At 53.1% G+C, this 13,591-nt stretch carries 14 protein-coding genes; 10 read left to right on the forward strand and 4 right to left on the reverse strand.

Going from position 1 to position 13,591, the window contains the following annotated elements:
- The first annotated feature begins 214 nt into the window (after positions 1–214).
- Positions 215–490 carry a YnjH family protein gene (locus tag ABVN36_RS07090; protein ID WP_000336847.1) on the forward strand — a complete coding sequence of 92 codons (276 nt, stop codon included), beginning with the start codon at positions 215–217 and terminating at the stop codon, positions 488–490.
- Here the strand turns inward: ABVN36_RS07090 and ABVN36_RS07095 are convergent.
- Together ABVN36_RS07095 and xthA are read right to left on the reverse strand one after the other, a co-directional pair.
- Positions 450–866, reverse strand: coding sequence for a pyrimidine (deoxy)nucleoside triphosphate diphosphatase (locus ABVN36_RS07095; protein WP_000592136.1), 417 nt, complete (start codon positions 864–866; stop codon positions 450–452). The genes ABVN36_RS07090 and ABVN36_RS07095 overlap by 41 nt on opposite strands.
- Before the next feature lie 72 nt (positions 867–938).
- Positions 939–1,745 carry an exodeoxyribonuclease III gene (gene xthA / locus ABVN36_RS07100; protein ID WP_000673951.1) on the reverse strand — a complete coding sequence of 269 codons (807 nt, stop codon included), beginning with the start codon at positions 1,743–1,745 and terminating at the stop codon, positions 939–941.
- A 445-nt stretch (positions 1,746–2,190) separates the two neighbouring features.
- Here xthA and ABVN36_RS07105 point away from each other — a divergent pair, with 445 nt between their 5' ends.
- The 6 genes from ABVN36_RS07105 (at position 2,191) to spy (ending at position 9,039) form a co-directional block, all read left to right on the forward strand.
- Entirely contained in the window at positions 2,191–3,417 is a 1,227-nt protein-coding gene (locus tag ABVN36_RS07105) for an aspartate aminotransferase family protein (protein WP_000059489.1), read from the forward strand.
- Positions 3,408–4,442, forward strand: coding sequence for an arginine N-succinyltransferase (astA, locus tag ABVN36_RS07110; protein WP_001263889.1), 1,035 nt, complete (start codon positions 3,408–3,410; stop codon positions 4,440–4,442). Before ABVN36_RS07105 ends, astA begins: the two co-directional genes overlap by 10 nt.
- A complete protein-coding gene (gene astD / locus ABVN36_RS07115; RefSeq protein ID WP_023138652.1) occupies positions 4,439–5,917 on the forward strand; it encodes a succinylglutamate-semialdehyde dehydrogenase in 1,479 nt (492 codons plus the stop codon). Before astA ends, astD begins: the two co-directional genes overlap by 4 nt.
- Positions 5,914–7,257 (forward strand): N-succinylarginine dihydrolase, encoded by a 1,344-nt coding sequence (gene astB, locus ABVN36_RS07120; protein WP_000123947.1) that lies wholly within the window; start codon positions 5,914–5,916, stop codon positions 7,255–7,257. Before astD ends, astB begins: the two co-directional genes overlap by 4 nt.
- Positions 7,250–8,218 (forward strand): succinylglutamate desuccinylase, encoded by a 969-nt coding sequence (astE, locus tag ABVN36_RS07125; protein WP_000368440.1) that lies wholly within the window; start codon positions 7,250–7,252, stop codon positions 8,216–8,218. The genes astB and astE overlap by 8 nt, the downstream gene beginning before the upstream one ends.
- A 335-nt stretch (positions 8,219–8,553) precedes the next feature.
- The gene (gene spy, locus ABVN36_RS07130; RefSeq protein ID WP_001229003.1) at positions 8,554–9,039 is read left to right on the forward strand and encodes an ATP-independent periplasmic protein-refolding chaperone Spy; all 486 of its coding nucleotides are present in this window, start codon (positions 8,554–8,556) and stop codon (positions 9,037–9,039) included.
- 74 nt (positions 9,040–9,113) lie between these two features.
- Here spy and cho read toward each other — a convergent pair whose 3' ends face one another.
- Both cho and nadE read right to left on the reverse strand, forming a co-directional pair.
- Positions 9,114–9,995: an excinuclease Cho gene (gene cho / locus ABVN36_RS07135; protein ID WP_023138653.1), complete on the reverse strand. Its 882-nt coding sequence runs from the start codon at positions 9,993–9,995 to the stop codon at positions 9,114–9,116.
- 120 nt (positions 9,996–10,115) lie between these two features.
- Complete coding sequence (gene nadE, locus ABVN36_RS07140; RefSeq protein WP_000174982.1) at positions 10,116–10,943, reverse strand: ammonia-dependent NAD(+) synthetase; 828 nt, start codon at positions 10,941–10,943, stop codon at positions 10,116–10,118.
- Positions 10,944–11,161: 218 nt separating this feature from the next.
- Here nadE and osmE point away from each other — a divergent pair, with 218 nt between their 5' ends.
- From osmE to chbC, 3 genes are all read left to right on the forward strand, one after another.
- On the forward strand, positions 11,162–11,503 hold the full coding sequence (gene osmE / locus ABVN36_RS07145; RefSeq protein ID WP_001039301.1) for an osmotically-inducible lipoprotein OsmE: 342 nt from the start codon (positions 11,162–11,164) through the stop codon (positions 11,501–11,503).
- Between the two features lie 300 nt (positions 11,504–11,803).
- Positions 11,804–12,124, forward strand: coding sequence for a PTS N,N'-diacetylchitobiose transporter subunit IIB (gene chbB / locus ABVN36_RS07150; protein WP_000412161.1), 321 nt, complete (start codon positions 11,804–11,806; stop codon positions 12,122–12,124).
- An 82-nt stretch (positions 12,125–12,206) separates the two neighbouring features.
- Positions 12,207–13,565 (forward strand): PTS N,N'-diacetylchitobiose transporter subunit IIC, encoded by a 1,359-nt coding sequence (gene chbC / locus ABVN36_RS07155; RefSeq protein ID WP_000073064.1) that lies wholly within the window; start codon positions 12,207–12,209, stop codon positions 13,563–13,565.
- Positions 13,566–13,591 lie beyond the last annotated feature (26 nt).

Here is a 13,591-nt window from a genome sequence, read left to right on the forward strand (position 1 = left end):
AATGTGGTTGTATTTGCGTTTTATCAGAATATGTATTTGCAGTTTTCGACTATACCATCAGCAATGTGACGGTAAGCAAGAAAAAAATGACGCTGCTAAGTAAATTCATAACGGGGCGAGGGTCATAACTAAAAGCGATGACAAAAGAGGATTAAAGTTTTCACGGCGGCTTACCGTTATACTGAGAATATACTTAGAAAAATAAGGAAATCCTATGTGCCGAAGCCTCGTGGTCGCCGTGATGGCGATAATGCCAATGGTCGGGCTGGCAAACCAGAACAGTCGTCCTGATATTCAGGTGAATGTCCCGCCCGAAGTTTTCAGCACGCGCGGTCAGTCGTCCCAGCCCTGCATTCAGTGCTGCGTTTACCAGGATCAGAATTACTCCGAAGGCGCGGTAATAAAAGTGGAAGGCGTCTTGCTCCAGTGCCAGCGTGACGAAAAAACCATCAGCACGAATCCGTTAGTCTGGCGTCGCGTAAAGCCATAAACGCCTGCAATAGCGGAATATCCGCCGGGGCGAGGGGGTACTCCAGCGCCTCTTCCGGCGTACACCAGGCTAATGCCTGATGTTCCAGCGCACGTATCAGACCGTTAAACGCAGGCACATGCCAGGCGTGCAAATGAATTCGTCGGCCAGACACGTCGCGTTGATGGCTGGCGATATAGACGCCGGGCGTGGCGTCAATCCCTAACTCTTCGCGTAGCTCGCGGATAAGCGCCTGCGGCTGGGTTTCGCCGGGTTCGACTTTACCGCCGGCAAACTCCCATAAACCGGCTTGATCCGCATGAGCTGGGCGCTGGGCCAGCAGAATTTTGCCGTCGCGTTCAATGATGGCGGCAACAACATCGAGTTTTTTTATCATTGTCGTTAAGGTCGTTATTCCTGCCGGGAAGCGTCGCGCTATCCCGGCCTTACGGTTAATCAGAAAGCGGAATCAAACACGAAACGTCGCCCAGACCGGCGCATGGTCGGAGGGTTTTTCCATACTGCGAATGTCGTAGTCTATACCGGTTTCTGCGCAACGTTCCGCCAGCGGAGCGCTTGCCAGCAAGAGGTCGATACGCAGTCCGCGATTATCCACGAAACCTTTTGAGCGGTAATCAAACCACGAAAATTTATCCATCGTTTGCGGATTCGCCTCACGGAACGTGTCCACTAATCCCCACTTCAGTAACCGTGACATCCATTCACGCTCCTCCGGCAGGAAGGAGCATTTACCGGTACGCAGCCAGCGTTTGCGGTTCTCTTCGCCGATGCCAATATCCAGATCGGTCGGGCTGATATTCATGTCGCCCATAATTAATACCGGATTATCACACTTGAGTTCCGTTTCAAGATAGTTTTGCAAGTTCTGGTAAAACTGCGCTTTCGCGGGGAACTTCAACGGATGATCCCGGCTTTCCCCCTGCGGGAAATAGCCGTTAATGACGGTGATATTACCCAGCGGTGAGGGGATTTCCGCCATGATAATGCGGCGTTGCGCCTCTTCGCCATCATCCGGGAAACCGCGTCTGACGGAAATGGGCGTGGCTTTTGTTAGCAGCGCGACGCCGTAATGGCCCTTTTGTCCATGATAGAAAACGTTATAGCCCAGCTTCGCGACCTCTTCGAGCGGGAACATTTCGTCGTGGACTTTTGTCTCCTGTAGACCGATCACATCGGGCTGGTGTTTTTCGACAATCGCTTCAAGCTGATGGGGACGGGCGCGCAGGCCGTTGATATTAAAAGAGACAAATTTCATAGTCACTGCCACTTTGCAAGGTGAATCGTGTTGGGATGGTAACAGAAATTTTACCGGGTGACTGCCACTCATCGTCAGATTCGGCCAATGGAAGCGTATGGTGTTTTCTATAGCGCGAAAATGGCACGGTTTGCGTGCAGATGCGCCAGAACGGGGCGGTAATTTCCAGTAAATTTCGTATAAGATCACAATTCCAGAATTATATTTGGCAACTGAATAATATTTCGCTTTTTCCTCTTTTTAGCCACCGATTATGCGGAAATATTCACTTTTCATGCAGTAAAAGTGAATATCGCTACGCTGTAACCCATTGATTTACCGTTTATCACTTCTGTTTATGCAATGTTAACGCTGGCTGGCACGAATGCTGCAATCTACATTTACAGCGCAAACACTCATATTAATTAACATATAGATAACTTTATTTTTACCAAAAGAGGTCGCTATGTCTCTGTCAGTTACGCGCGAAAACTTTGATGAATGGATGGTGCCAGTATACATTCCCGCGCCTTTTATTCCTGTACGCGGAGAAGGCTCACGCCTGTGGGATCAGCAGGGGAAAGAGTACATTGATTTTGCTGGCGGGATCGCGGTCAACGCCTTGGGACATGCGCATCCGGCGCTGCGCGAGGCGTTAAATGAACAGGCGAATCGCTTCTGGCATACCGGGAACGGTTACACCAATGAACCGGCGCTGCGACTGGCGAAAAAACTGATCGACGCGACCTTCGCCGAACGCGTTTTCTTTTGTAATTCAGGCGCTGAAGCAAATGAAGCAGCATTAAAACTGGCGCGCAAATATGCCCACGATCGTGTCGGCAATCATAAAAGCGGCATTGTGGCCTTTAAAAACGCGTTCCATGGCCGCACGCTCTTTACCGTCAGCGCTGGCGGTCAACCCACCTATTCACAGGACTTTGCGCCGCTGCCGCCGGATATTCGTCATGCAGCCTATAACGATCTGAACTCCGCCAGCGCGCTAATTGATGACAATACCTGCGCCGTGATCGTAGAGCCTGTGCAGGGCGAGGGCGGCGTGATCCCTGCCACGAAAGCTTTTTTGCAGGGGCTGCGTGAATTGTGCGACCGGCATCAGGCGTTACTGATTTTTGATGAGGTGCAGACGGGCGTCGGACGTACCGGCGAACTGTATGCATATATGCATTATGGCGTTACGCCCGATATCCTGACGACCGCTAAAGCGTTGGGTGGGGGCTTCCCGATCGGCGCGATGCTGACCACGCAAGACTATGCCAGCGTTATGACGCCAGGCACGCATGGCACCACCTACGGCGGTAATCCGCTGGCGACGGCAGTTGCCGGAAAAGTACTGGATATCATCAATACGCCGGAGATGCAAAACGGCGTCAGACAGCGCCACGATGCGTTTATTGAGCGCCTAAATACCCTTAATGTGCGTTTTGGCATGTTCAGTGAAATTCGCGGGCTGGGGCTACTGCTTGGCTGTGTGCTACAGACGGAGTTTGCCGGAAAAGCCAAACTCATCGCCCAGGAAGCGGCAAAAGCAGGCGTGATGGTGCTCATTGCCGGTGGCGACGTGGTGCGTTTTGCGCCAGCGTTAAATGTGAGCGACGAGGAGATAGCCACCGGGCTTGATCGTTTTGCCCTGGCGTGCGAACGCCTTCAGACGGGAGGCGCATCATGCGGGTGATTCGTCCTGTCGAACATGCGGATATCGCCGCGCTGATGCAGCTTGCAGGCAAAACGGGCGGCGGCTTAACCTCGCTACCGGCAAATGAAGCGACGCTGGCGGCCCGCATTGAACGCGCGCTAAAAACCTGGTCCGGCGAGCTGCCAAAAGGCGAGCAAGGGTATGTATTCGTTCTTGAGGACAGTGAAACGGGTGAGGTCGGCGGGATCTGCGCCATTGAGGTCGCGGTCGGTCTTAACGACCCCTGGTATAACTATCGTGTCGGTACGCTGGTTCATGCCTCCAAAGAGCTGAATGTATATAACGCGTTGCCAACATTATTCCTGAGTAATGATCACACTGGCAGCAGTGAGCTTTGCACGCTGTTTCTCGATCCCGAATGGCGTAAAGAGGGTAACGGCTACCTGTTGTCAAAATCGCGCTTTATGTTTATGGCCGCGTTTCGCGATAAATTCAATGAGAAAGTGGTGGCGGAAATGCGCGGCGTCATTGACGAGCACGGTTATTCTCCCTTCTGGCAAAGTCTCGGCAAACGCTTTTTCTCTATGGATTTCAGCCGGGCGGATTTTTTATGCGGTACCGGGCAAAAAGCGTTTATCGCCGAGCTGATGCCCAAACATCCTATTTATACCCACTTCTTATCTGAAGAGGCACAGGCCGTGATTGGCGAAGTCCACCCGCAAACGGCGCCAGCCCGCGCGGTGCTGGAAAAGGAAGGTTTTCGCTATCGCCACTATATCGACATCTTCGACGGTGGGCCGACGCTGGAGTGTGATATTGACCGCGTGCGGGCCATTCGTAAAAGCCGACTGGTGGAAGTCGCGGAAGGGCAACCCGCGCCTGGCGACTATCCGGCATGTCTGGTCGCCAATGAAAACTATCACCACTTTCGGGCCGCGCTGGTGCGTGCCGATCCGCAGACTTCACGACTTGTACTTACCGCAGCGCAGTTGGATGCGCTGAAATGTCGCGCGGGCGACCACGTTCGGCTGGTACGCCTTTGCGCTGAGGAGAAAACCGTATGACGCTATGGATAAACGGCGACTGGATAACCGGTCAGGGCGAACGCCGCCGCAAAACGAATCCGGTGAGTGCGGAGATACTTTGGCAGGGGAATGACGCTAATGCGGCACAGGTCGCCGAGGCCTGTCAGGCGGCGCGCGCGGCGTTTCCTCGTTGGGCCAGACAGCCTTTTGCCGAACGACAGGCTATCGTAGAGAAATTTGCCGCCCTGCTGGAGGCGCATAAAGCCGAGCTCACGGAGGTCATCGCGCGTGAAACCGGTAAACCGCGCTGGGAGGCGGCGACGGAAGTGACGGCGATGATCAATAAGATTGCCATCTCGATTAAGGCTTACCATGCCAGAACAGGCGAACAAAAAAGCGAACTTGTCGATGGCGCCGCGACGTTGCGCCATCGCCCTCACGGTGTGCTGGCGGTATTCGGCCCTTATAACTTTCCCGGCCATTTACCGAATGGCCATATTGTGCCCGCGTTGCTGGCAGGCAATACGCTGATCTTCAAACCTAGCGAGCTAACGCCATGGACCGGGGAAACGGTAATAAAACTCTGGGAACGGGCGGGGCTACCGGCAGGCGTTCTTAATCTGGTGCAGGGCGGTCGGGAGACCGGACAAGCGCTGAGTTCGCTCGACGATCTCGACGGACTGCTGTTTACCGGCAGCGCCAGTACCGGATATCAGCTTCATCGCCAGCTATCCGGCCAGCCGGAAAAAATCCTGGCTCTTGAAATGGGCGGAAACAACCCGCTCATTATTGAGGATGTGGCAAATATAGATGCGGCGGTACATCTGACGCTGCAATCGGCGTTTATTACCGCCGGACAGCGCTGTACCTGCGCGCGACGCCTTCTGGTAAAACAGGGTGCGCAGGGAGATGCATTTCTGGCGCGGCTGGTTGACGTCGCCGGACGTCTGCAGCCCGGCAGATGGGACGACGATCCGCAGCCGTTTATCGGCGGACTGATTTCAGCGCAGGCGGCACAGCATGTGATGGAGGCCTGGCGTCAACGAGAGGCATCAGGAGGTCGCACGTTACTGGCGCCGCGGAAGGTCAAAGAGGGAACCTCTCTGCTGACGCCTGGCATCATTGAGCTGACGGGCGTCGCGGATGTGCCGGATGAAGAGGTGTTTGGTCCGCTGCTGAACGTCTGGCGTTATGCGCATTTCGATGAGGCGATTCGTCTGGCGAATAATACCCGTTTTGGTCTGTCGTGTGGGCTGGTGTCGACGGATCGCGCGCAGTTCGAACAGCTCTTGCTGGAGGCGCGGGCAGGGATCGTTAACTGGAATAAACCGCTCACCGGGGCAGCGAGTACTGCGCCGTTTGGTGGTATCGGCGCGTCTGGCAACCATCGGCCCAGCGCCTGGTATGCCGCCGATTATTGCGCCTGGCCGATGGCCAGTCTGGAATCTCCCGAACTGACGTTGCCTGCGACATTAAGCCCCGGTCTCGACTTTTCTCGCAGGGAGGCGGTATGACGGCGCATGAAGTTAATTTTGACGGGCTGGTGGGGCTTACGCACCATTATGCCGGGCTATCCTTCGGCAATGAGGCATCGACCCGCCACCGTTTTCAGGTGTCGAATCCTCGTCTGGCGGTAAAGCAGGGGCTGCTAAAGATGAAAGCTTTGGCGGATGCCGGCTTTCCCCAGGCGGTGATCCCGCCGCATGAGCGGCCTTTTATTCCGGCGTTGCGTCAGCTCGGCTTCACGGGTAGCGATGAACAGATTCTGGATAAGGTTGCGCGTCAGGCGCCACGCTGGCTTTCCAGCGTGAGTTCCGCGTCGCCAATGTGGGTTGCGAATGCGGCGACGGTTTGCCCATCGGCAGACGCGCTGGACGGGAAAGTTCACCTGACGGTGGCGAATTTAAACAATAAATTTCATCGCGCTCTTGAGGCGCCTGTTACCGAAGCGCTGCTACGCGCCATATTTCGCGATGAAAGTCAGTTTTCAGTGCATAGCGCGTTACCGCAGGTCGCATTATTGGGAGATGAAGGCGCGGCGAATCATAACCGTCTGGGCGGCGAGTATGGTTCGGCAGGCGTGCAGCTTTTTGTCTATGGGCGCGAAGAGGAGAATGAAATACGACCCGCTCGTTATCCGGCGCGCCAGAGCCGCGAAGCCAGCGAGGCCGTGGCGCGTCTTAATCAGGTGAATCCGCAACAGGTTATCTTCGCTCAGCAAAACCCGGAGGTCATCGATCAAGGCGTATTCCATAATGATGTCATCGCCGTTTCGAATCGACAGGTATTGTTTTGTCACGAAGCGGCGTTTGCCCGGCAGAAAGTGCTCATTAATCAGTTGCGTACGCGCGTTGACGGTTTTATGGCGATAGAGGTGCCCGCCGGAGAGGTTTCTGTATCAGATGCTGTGGCCACCTACCTGTTTAATAGTCAGTTGTTAAGCCGTGACGACGGCTCAATGCTGTTAGTGTTGCCGCGGGAATGTCAGGACCATGCCGGCGTCTGGCGCTATCTGAATAAGCTGGTGGCGGAGGATAACCCCATCAGCGCGATGCAGGTGTTTGATTTGCGAGAAAGTATGGCCAACGGCGGCGGCCCGGCCTGTCTGCGATTACGCGTGGTGTTAACAGAAGAAGAACGACGGGCGGTGAATCCAGCGGTAATGATGAATGACGCTCTGTTTACGGCCCTTAACGCGTGGGCGGATCGTTATTATCGCGATCGCCTGACCGCTGCCGATCTGGCCGATCCGTTATTATTGCGAGAAGGCCGGGAGGCGCTGGATGTGTTAACGCGTCTGCTGGATTTGGGGTCGGTTTATCCTTTCCAGCAAACGGGGGCGGCTGATGGATAACTTTCTGGCGTTGACGCTAAGCGGCACGACACCACGGGTGAGGCAGGGGAAGGGCGCGGGTTTTCGCTGGCGCTGGTTAGGCCATGGTCTGCTTGAACTCACGCCCGATGCGCCGGTCGACCGCGCGTTAATTCTTTCTGCGGGGATACACGGCAATGAAACCGCGCCGGTCGAGATGCTGGATAAGCTGCTGTCGGCGCTGTATTCAGGCAGCTTGACGTTAACGTGGCGAGTGCTGGTGGTACTCGGCAATCCGCAGGCGCTGGCGGCGGGAATACGCTATTGTCACAGCGATATGAACCGTATGTTTGGCGGGCGTTGGCAGTCCTTTGCCGAAAGCGATGAAACGCGGCGGGCGCGTGAGCTGGAGCTAAGTCTGGAGACCTTCTTTTCATCTGGCCAGGCGCGGGTACGCTGGCATCTGGATCTGCATACCGCCATTCGTGGCTCGCATCATTTGCGTTTTGGCGTATTGCCGCAGCGCGACCGCCCGTGGGAGGCGGATTTTCTGGCATGGCTGGGCGCGGCAGGACTGGAGGCGTTGGTATTTCATCAGGCGCCCGGCGGTACGTTTACGCACTTTAGCTCTGAACATTTCGGCGCGCTTTCTTGTACGCTGGAGTTGGGAAAGGCGTTGCCGTTTGGGCAAAACGATCTGACGCAGTTCAGTGTAACCTCGCAGGCGTTGTCGGCGCTGCTGAGCGGTGTCGAAACGTCAACCTCGTTTTCGCCGCCGCTACGCTATCGGGTGGTGTCGCAAATCACGCGTCACAGCGACAAGTTCGCGCTTTATATGGATGCACAAACGCTGAATTTTACTGCCTTTGCGAAGGGAACGTTGCTGGCCGAGGAGGGGGATAAGCGCGTGACGGTGACGCATGACGTTGAATATGTTCTCTTTCCTAATCCCTCTGTCGCCTGCGGATTGCGGGCTGGATTAATGCTGGAAAGACTGCCCTGATAAATGTCCCTGTAAGCTCACGTTAGGATTACAGGGATGATTTGGGACACAGTTTCATGCTATTACGGATTATTCCTGGAGAATTGCTTTATTAATAAGCGTTGCTGCGTTATAGTTCTGCATAATTTCTGCTATATCATGCTGTTGTATATTTCTCTTTCAACTCTGCGCAATTTATTCTTTTTTTCTTCACAATTGGCGAAAAAGTGTTTTTTATACTTTCATTGTTTTACCGTTGTTATGACTAATTGACGCTAAGACGGTTAAAGTTAATCACGACAACACGGCGCTGTTTTAAATATGCCGTAAAAATAACTGAAAGGAAGGATGGAAATATGCGTAAACTGACTGCTCTATTTGTTGCCTCTACCCTGGCGATGGGTGCTGCGAATCTCGCTCATGCCGCTGAGACTACCACCGCCGCGCCAGCGGATGCGAAGCCAATGATGCAGCATAAAGGTAAATTTGGCCCACATCACGATATGATGTTTAAAAACCTGAACCTGACGGACGCACAGAGGCAACAAATTCGCGACATTATGAAAGCGCAGCGCGAGCAAATGAAACGTCCGCCGCTGGAAGAGCGTCGCGCCATGCATGATATTATCGCCAGCGATACCTTCGATAAAGCCAAAGCCGAAGCGCAAATTACGAAAATGGAAGCACAGCGCAAGGCCAATATGCTGGCGCATATGGAAACCCAGAATAAAATTTATAACGTTCTGACGCCGGAGCAGAAAAAGCAATATAACGCTAATTTTGAGAAGCGTCTGACAGAACGCCCGGCGCAAGAAGGTAAAATGCCTGCTGCGGCAGAATAACTTTCCGCATAATTTAAGACCGCCGGTCTTGTCGACAACACAATCGTTGAGGTGGACAGGATCGGCGGTTTTCTTTATGACTGGCGACAGTCGGTGTGCAGTTCAATGATCTCATATTGACCTGACATTAGTGGCTTACAGAGAATTTTATAGCCATCCTGATCAAAGCCCGCAGGGGTGCGCACCAGGGTGGCGGCCTCATCCAGCGAGGGTACCGCCCCCAGCCATAACCAGTTGTTGATAATGTGGAACTGGGTCATTTGTGGGCGGCTCTCTTTTAACGCGATAGCGCCTTTCCAGGGCCAGCAAACCACACGTAACCGTTCCAGTGAGGCCTGCAGGCGAAGAAAATGCGCCAGCGGGGTTTCTTGCCCACAACACGCGCCAGCGCAGCGCTTTAGCGCGAAACGAAAACAGGCGCGCCCACGGCTTACCGGTTCAAGCCCCAGCAGGCCATAACACAATTTTTGTTCATCGGCGAGGTTCTGTAAGCTTTGCAGCGCTGCCCGACGGTTGGCGAAGAGCCCAAACAGGTTCGGCTCATGGGAAAAATCGACGCTGCGGGCGGAAACGACCTCAATCTTTTGTTCGCTCAACTGTAGAGAGCAAAGCTGGCGATTACGCCGTAACCGCTTGTTAAACAGCGGCTGTTGTTCTTTGATCAGTCGCGCCTCCAGCAGCAACGCGCCCATTTCCCCAGCGGTGCAGATCCAGCTTATCCGCCGCGCCTGTCGCAGCATAGCGGCCTCGTCAGGCGTTCGCAGATGTGAGAGCACCCGGCTGCGAATATTTACGCTTTTACCGATATAAAGCGGCAGCGTATCGCTTTCGCTATGAAATATATAGACGCCCGGTAAGGCTGGCGCTTCGCTGAGGAAAGGACGTAAATGTTCTGGATATTCGTAAATGGCCGCTGCTTCAAACTCAAGGCGGGGGGCTGATTGACGCCGTACCACAGTGATCTCCGTTAACTGGTTATTCATCCAGTATAACAGCGGATGGGTGATTAAAAAAGAGGCTGGGAAGAGAGGAGGCCGGATAGACGAGCGATATCCGGCACAACAGTAGAAGTACGCTTACTTTTTCCAAAAGTCGTCGAATACCGTAATCGGCAAACGGCGCTTATGTTCAGTTTTTACATACCAGCCTTCGATAGTTTTAGCGATGGCGGAGTCCAGCGTTTTGCCTTCCAGGTAATCGTCAATATTGTCATACGTTACGCCCAGCGCGGCTTCATCAGGCAGTGAAGGGCGGTCGTCTTCCAAATCGGCGGTGGGGACTTTTTTATACAGATGCTCAGGACAGCCCAGCGCTGCGAGAAGCTGTTTGCCCTGGCGTTTGTTAAGACGATGAAGCGGGTTAATATCGGTACCGCCATCGCCATATTTGGTGAAGAACCCGGTTATCGCTTCCGCCGCATGGTCGGTGCCCACCACGACGCCGTGAGTCATACCGGCGATGCTATATTGCGCTTTCATTCGCTCACGCGCTTTTTCATTGCCGCGAACAAAATCGCTCAGCTCAATTCCCGCTTCGCGCAGCGCCTGTTCGCTGGCGAGGACGGCGCCTTTAATATTGACGGTGAGTACTCTGTCCGGCTGAATAAAAGCAATGGCGTCCTGGCAATCCTGTTCATCGGCCTGCACGCCATAAGGCAGACGAACGGCGATAAACTGCAGCGCATTATCACCGGTCTCTTCCCGCAATTCGGCGATAGCCATCTGGCTGAGTTTCCCGGCCAGAGTCGAATCCTGCCCGCCGCTGATGCCTAACACCAGCGATTTCAAAAAAGGATAGGTTTTCAGGTACGCTTTAAGAAAATCCACGCTGCGGCGAATTTCTTCTTCAGGGTTGATATGCGGTTTCGCGCCAAGCGCCTGGATTATCTCTTGCTGCAGAGTCATTTAACCCCCTTCGACATTAAAAAAATGAATCTTTACCCTGTTAAAGCTAACCCTTCGCCGCTGAAACGACAAGGTTTGGCGGGCTAAGCGGTGTTTAAAACAACATATCGCTGCGTTAGAGAATTTTCCGAAAGACTTTTTGTGGCGAGGCGCGGCTTGAAAAATGTTCTGATGTATTCCAGGCTTACATAACACGCTGATAAACAAGAGGACGGAAAATGAACAAGAACGTAGCAGGAATTTTAAGCGCAGCGGCGGTAATGACTATGCTGGCAGGCTGTACGGCGTATGATCGTACAAAAGACCAATTTGTTGAGCCTGTCGTTAAAGATGTTAAAAAAGGAATGAGCAGGGCGCAAGTTGCGCAGATTGCGGGCAAACCGTCATCTGAAGTGAGCATGATTCATGCGCGCGGTACCTGTCAGACCTACATCCTGGGTCAACGTGATGGTAAAGCGGAAACCTACTTTGTTGCGCTGGATGATACTGGGCACGTGATTAACTCCGGCTATCAGACCTGTGCGGAGTACGACACTGACCCACAGGCGCCGAAGCAGTAACAACTGTACATTGCCTGAACATTCAAGGAAACCGGCCTGCGAGCCGGTTTTTTTGTGCCTGCCATAACCTTATTTATTATCGCGAATTATTTGCCCGAAATGTGAGGGGGGTCATAACGCCAGGTCAATGAGAGACAATTTAGTGGGTCAAGGAAATACCATCCGGCGGTCCGATCCCGTATACTCATTTCAGCCACCTAAAAAAGTAAATCCGGTTACGCAAGTCGCCCAGAGTATGGATGCAGGTTGAGGCTTGCGGCGTATCTGGTTGACAGATAATCGCACATGAGGAAGGTTTTTATGGAAAAGAAACACATTTATCTGTTTTGTTCTGCGGGCATGTCAACGTCGTTACTGGTATCAAAAATGCGCGCTCAGGCTGAAAAATATGAAGTGCCGGTTATTATTGAAGCATTCCCTGAAACCCTGGCCGGTGAAAAAGGCCCGGCAGCGGACGTCGTGTTATTAGGCCCGCAAATTGCTTATATGCTCCCCGAAATTCAGCGTTTATTACCCGGTAAACCGGTAGAAGTCATTGATTCAATGTTGTACGGCAAGGTAGATGGCTTAGGCGTGCTTAAAGCTGCGGTAGCGGCAATTAAAAAAGCCGCCGCGAATTAATTATTTTTTAATTTTTCCCGTCAAAGAGTTATTTCATACACTAACCGCAATATTTTATTGCGGTATTTAAGGGTATTTTTCTATGAGTAACGTTATTGCTTCACTTGAAAAGGTACTCCTTCCTTTTGCTGTAAAAATAGGAAAGCAGCCACACGTTAATGCAATCAAGAACGGCTTTATTCGTTTAATGCCATTAACCCTTGCGGGGGCGATGTTTGTATTAATTAATAACGTTTTCCTGAGCTTTGGGGAGGGGTCGTTTTTTTATTCTATGGGCATTCGGCTTGATGCCTCAACCATTGAAACACTTAATGGATTGAAAGGCATCGGCGGGAACGTCTATAACGGCACATTGGGCATTATGTCGCTCATGGCGCCATTTTTTATCGGCATGGCGCTGGCGGAAGAGCGCAAGGTTGATGCGCTGGCCGCCGGACTGCTCTCCGTGGCGGCATTTATGACCGTAACGCCGTATAGTGTCGGCGAGGCCTATGCCGTAGGCGCTAACTGGCTGGGCGGCGCGAATATTATCTCCGGTATTATTATTGGCCTGGTGGTCGCGGAGATGTTTACATTTATTGTCCGGCGCAACTGGGTGATTAAACTACCGGACAGCGTACCGGCTTCGGTGTCTCGTTCATTCTCAGCATTAATTCCCGGCTTTATTATTCTCTCTATTATGGGGATTATTTCCTGGGCGCTGTCTAATTACGGTTCTAACTTCCATCAGATTATTATGGACACTATCTCTACGCCGCTGGCATCGCTGGGTAGCGTGGTAGGGTGGGCATATGTCATTTTTGTACCGCTGCTGTGGTTCTTTGGTATTCATGGTTCGCTGGCGCTGACCGCGCTGGACAGCGGCATCATGACGCCCTGGGCGCTGGAAAACATCTCTATTTACCAGCAGTATGGCTCCGTCGATGCGGCGCTGGAAGCCGGTAAAACGTTCCATATCTGGGCGAAACCGATGCTGGATTCTTATATCTTCCTCGGTGGCAGCGGCGCAACGCTGGGTCTGATCATCGCTATCTTCCTGGCATCCCGTCGCGCGGACTATCGCCAGGTGGCAAAACTGGCGCTGCCGTCAGGTATCTTCCAGATTAACGAACCCATCCTGTTTGGCCTGCCGATTATTATGAACCCGGTGATGTTTATCCCCTTCATTCTGGTACAGCCGATTCTGGCGGCGATTACGCTGGTGGCTTACTATTTGGGTATTATTCCGCCGATTACCAATATTGCGCCGTGGACCATGCCAACCGGGCTGGGGGCGTTCTTTAACACCAACGGCAGCGTTGCCGCATTACTGGTTGCGCTATTTAACCTGGCGGTCGCTACCCTGATTTATCTCCCCTTCGTGGTGGTGGCTAACAAAGCGCAGAACGCCATTGAGCAGGAAGAAAGCGAAGAAGATATCGCTAACGCACTGAAATTCTAAACTCCGCGTCGGCATGGGATGCCATG

Source organism: Salmonella sp. SJTUF15581, from assembly GCF_043356775.1.
Taxonomy (GTDB): Bacteria; Pseudomonadota; Gammaproteobacteria; order Enterobacterales; family Enterobacteriaceae; genus Salmonella; species Salmonella enterica.

Coding starts and splice junctions, on each gene's coding strand:
- xthA (WP_000673951.1), bottom strand. CDS start 1,745: ATGAAATTTGTCTCTTTTAATATCAACGGCCTGCGCGCCCGTCCCCAT.
- spy (WP_001229003.1), top strand. CDS start 8,554: ATGCGTAAACTGACTGCTCTATTTGTTGCCTCTACCCTGGCGATGGGT.
- osmE (WP_001039301.1), top strand. CDS start 11,162: ATGAACAAGAACGTAGCAGGAATTTTAAGCGCAGCGGCGGTAATGACT.
- ABVN36_RS07090 (WP_000336847.1), top strand. CDS start 215: ATGTGCCGAAGCCTCGTGGTCGCCGTGATGGCGATAATGCCAATGGTC.
- ABVN36_RS07095 (WP_000592136.1), bottom strand. CDS start 866: ATGATAAAAAAACTCGATGTTGTTGCCGCCATCATTGAACGCGACGGC.
- astB (WP_000123947.1), top strand. CDS start 5,914: ATGACGGCGCATGAAGTTAATTTTGACGGGCTGGTGGGGCTTACGCAC.
- astE (WP_000368440.1), top strand. CDS start 7,250: ATGGATAACTTTCTGGCGTTGACGCTAAGCGGCACGACACCACGGGTG.
- chbC (WP_000073064.1), top strand. CDS start 12,207: ATGAGTAACGTTATTGCTTCACTTGAAAAGGTACTCCTTCCTTTTGCT.
- chbB (WP_000412161.1), top strand. CDS start 11,804: ATGGAAAAGAAACACATTTATCTGTTTTGTTCTGCGGGCATGTCAACG.
- ABVN36_RS07105 (WP_000059489.1), top strand. CDS start 2,191: ATGTCTCTGTCAGTTACGCGCGAAAACTTTGATGAATGGATGGTGCCA.
- astA (WP_001263889.1), top strand. CDS start 3,408: ATGCGGGTGATTCGTCCTGTCGAACATGCGGATATCGCCGCGCTGATG.
- astD (WP_023138652.1), top strand. CDS start 4,439: ATGACGCTATGGATAAACGGCGACTGGATAACCGGTCAGGGCGAACGC.
- nadE (WP_000174982.1), bottom strand. CDS start 10,943: ATGACTCTGCAGCAAGAGATAATCCAGGCGCTTGGCGCGAAACCGCAT.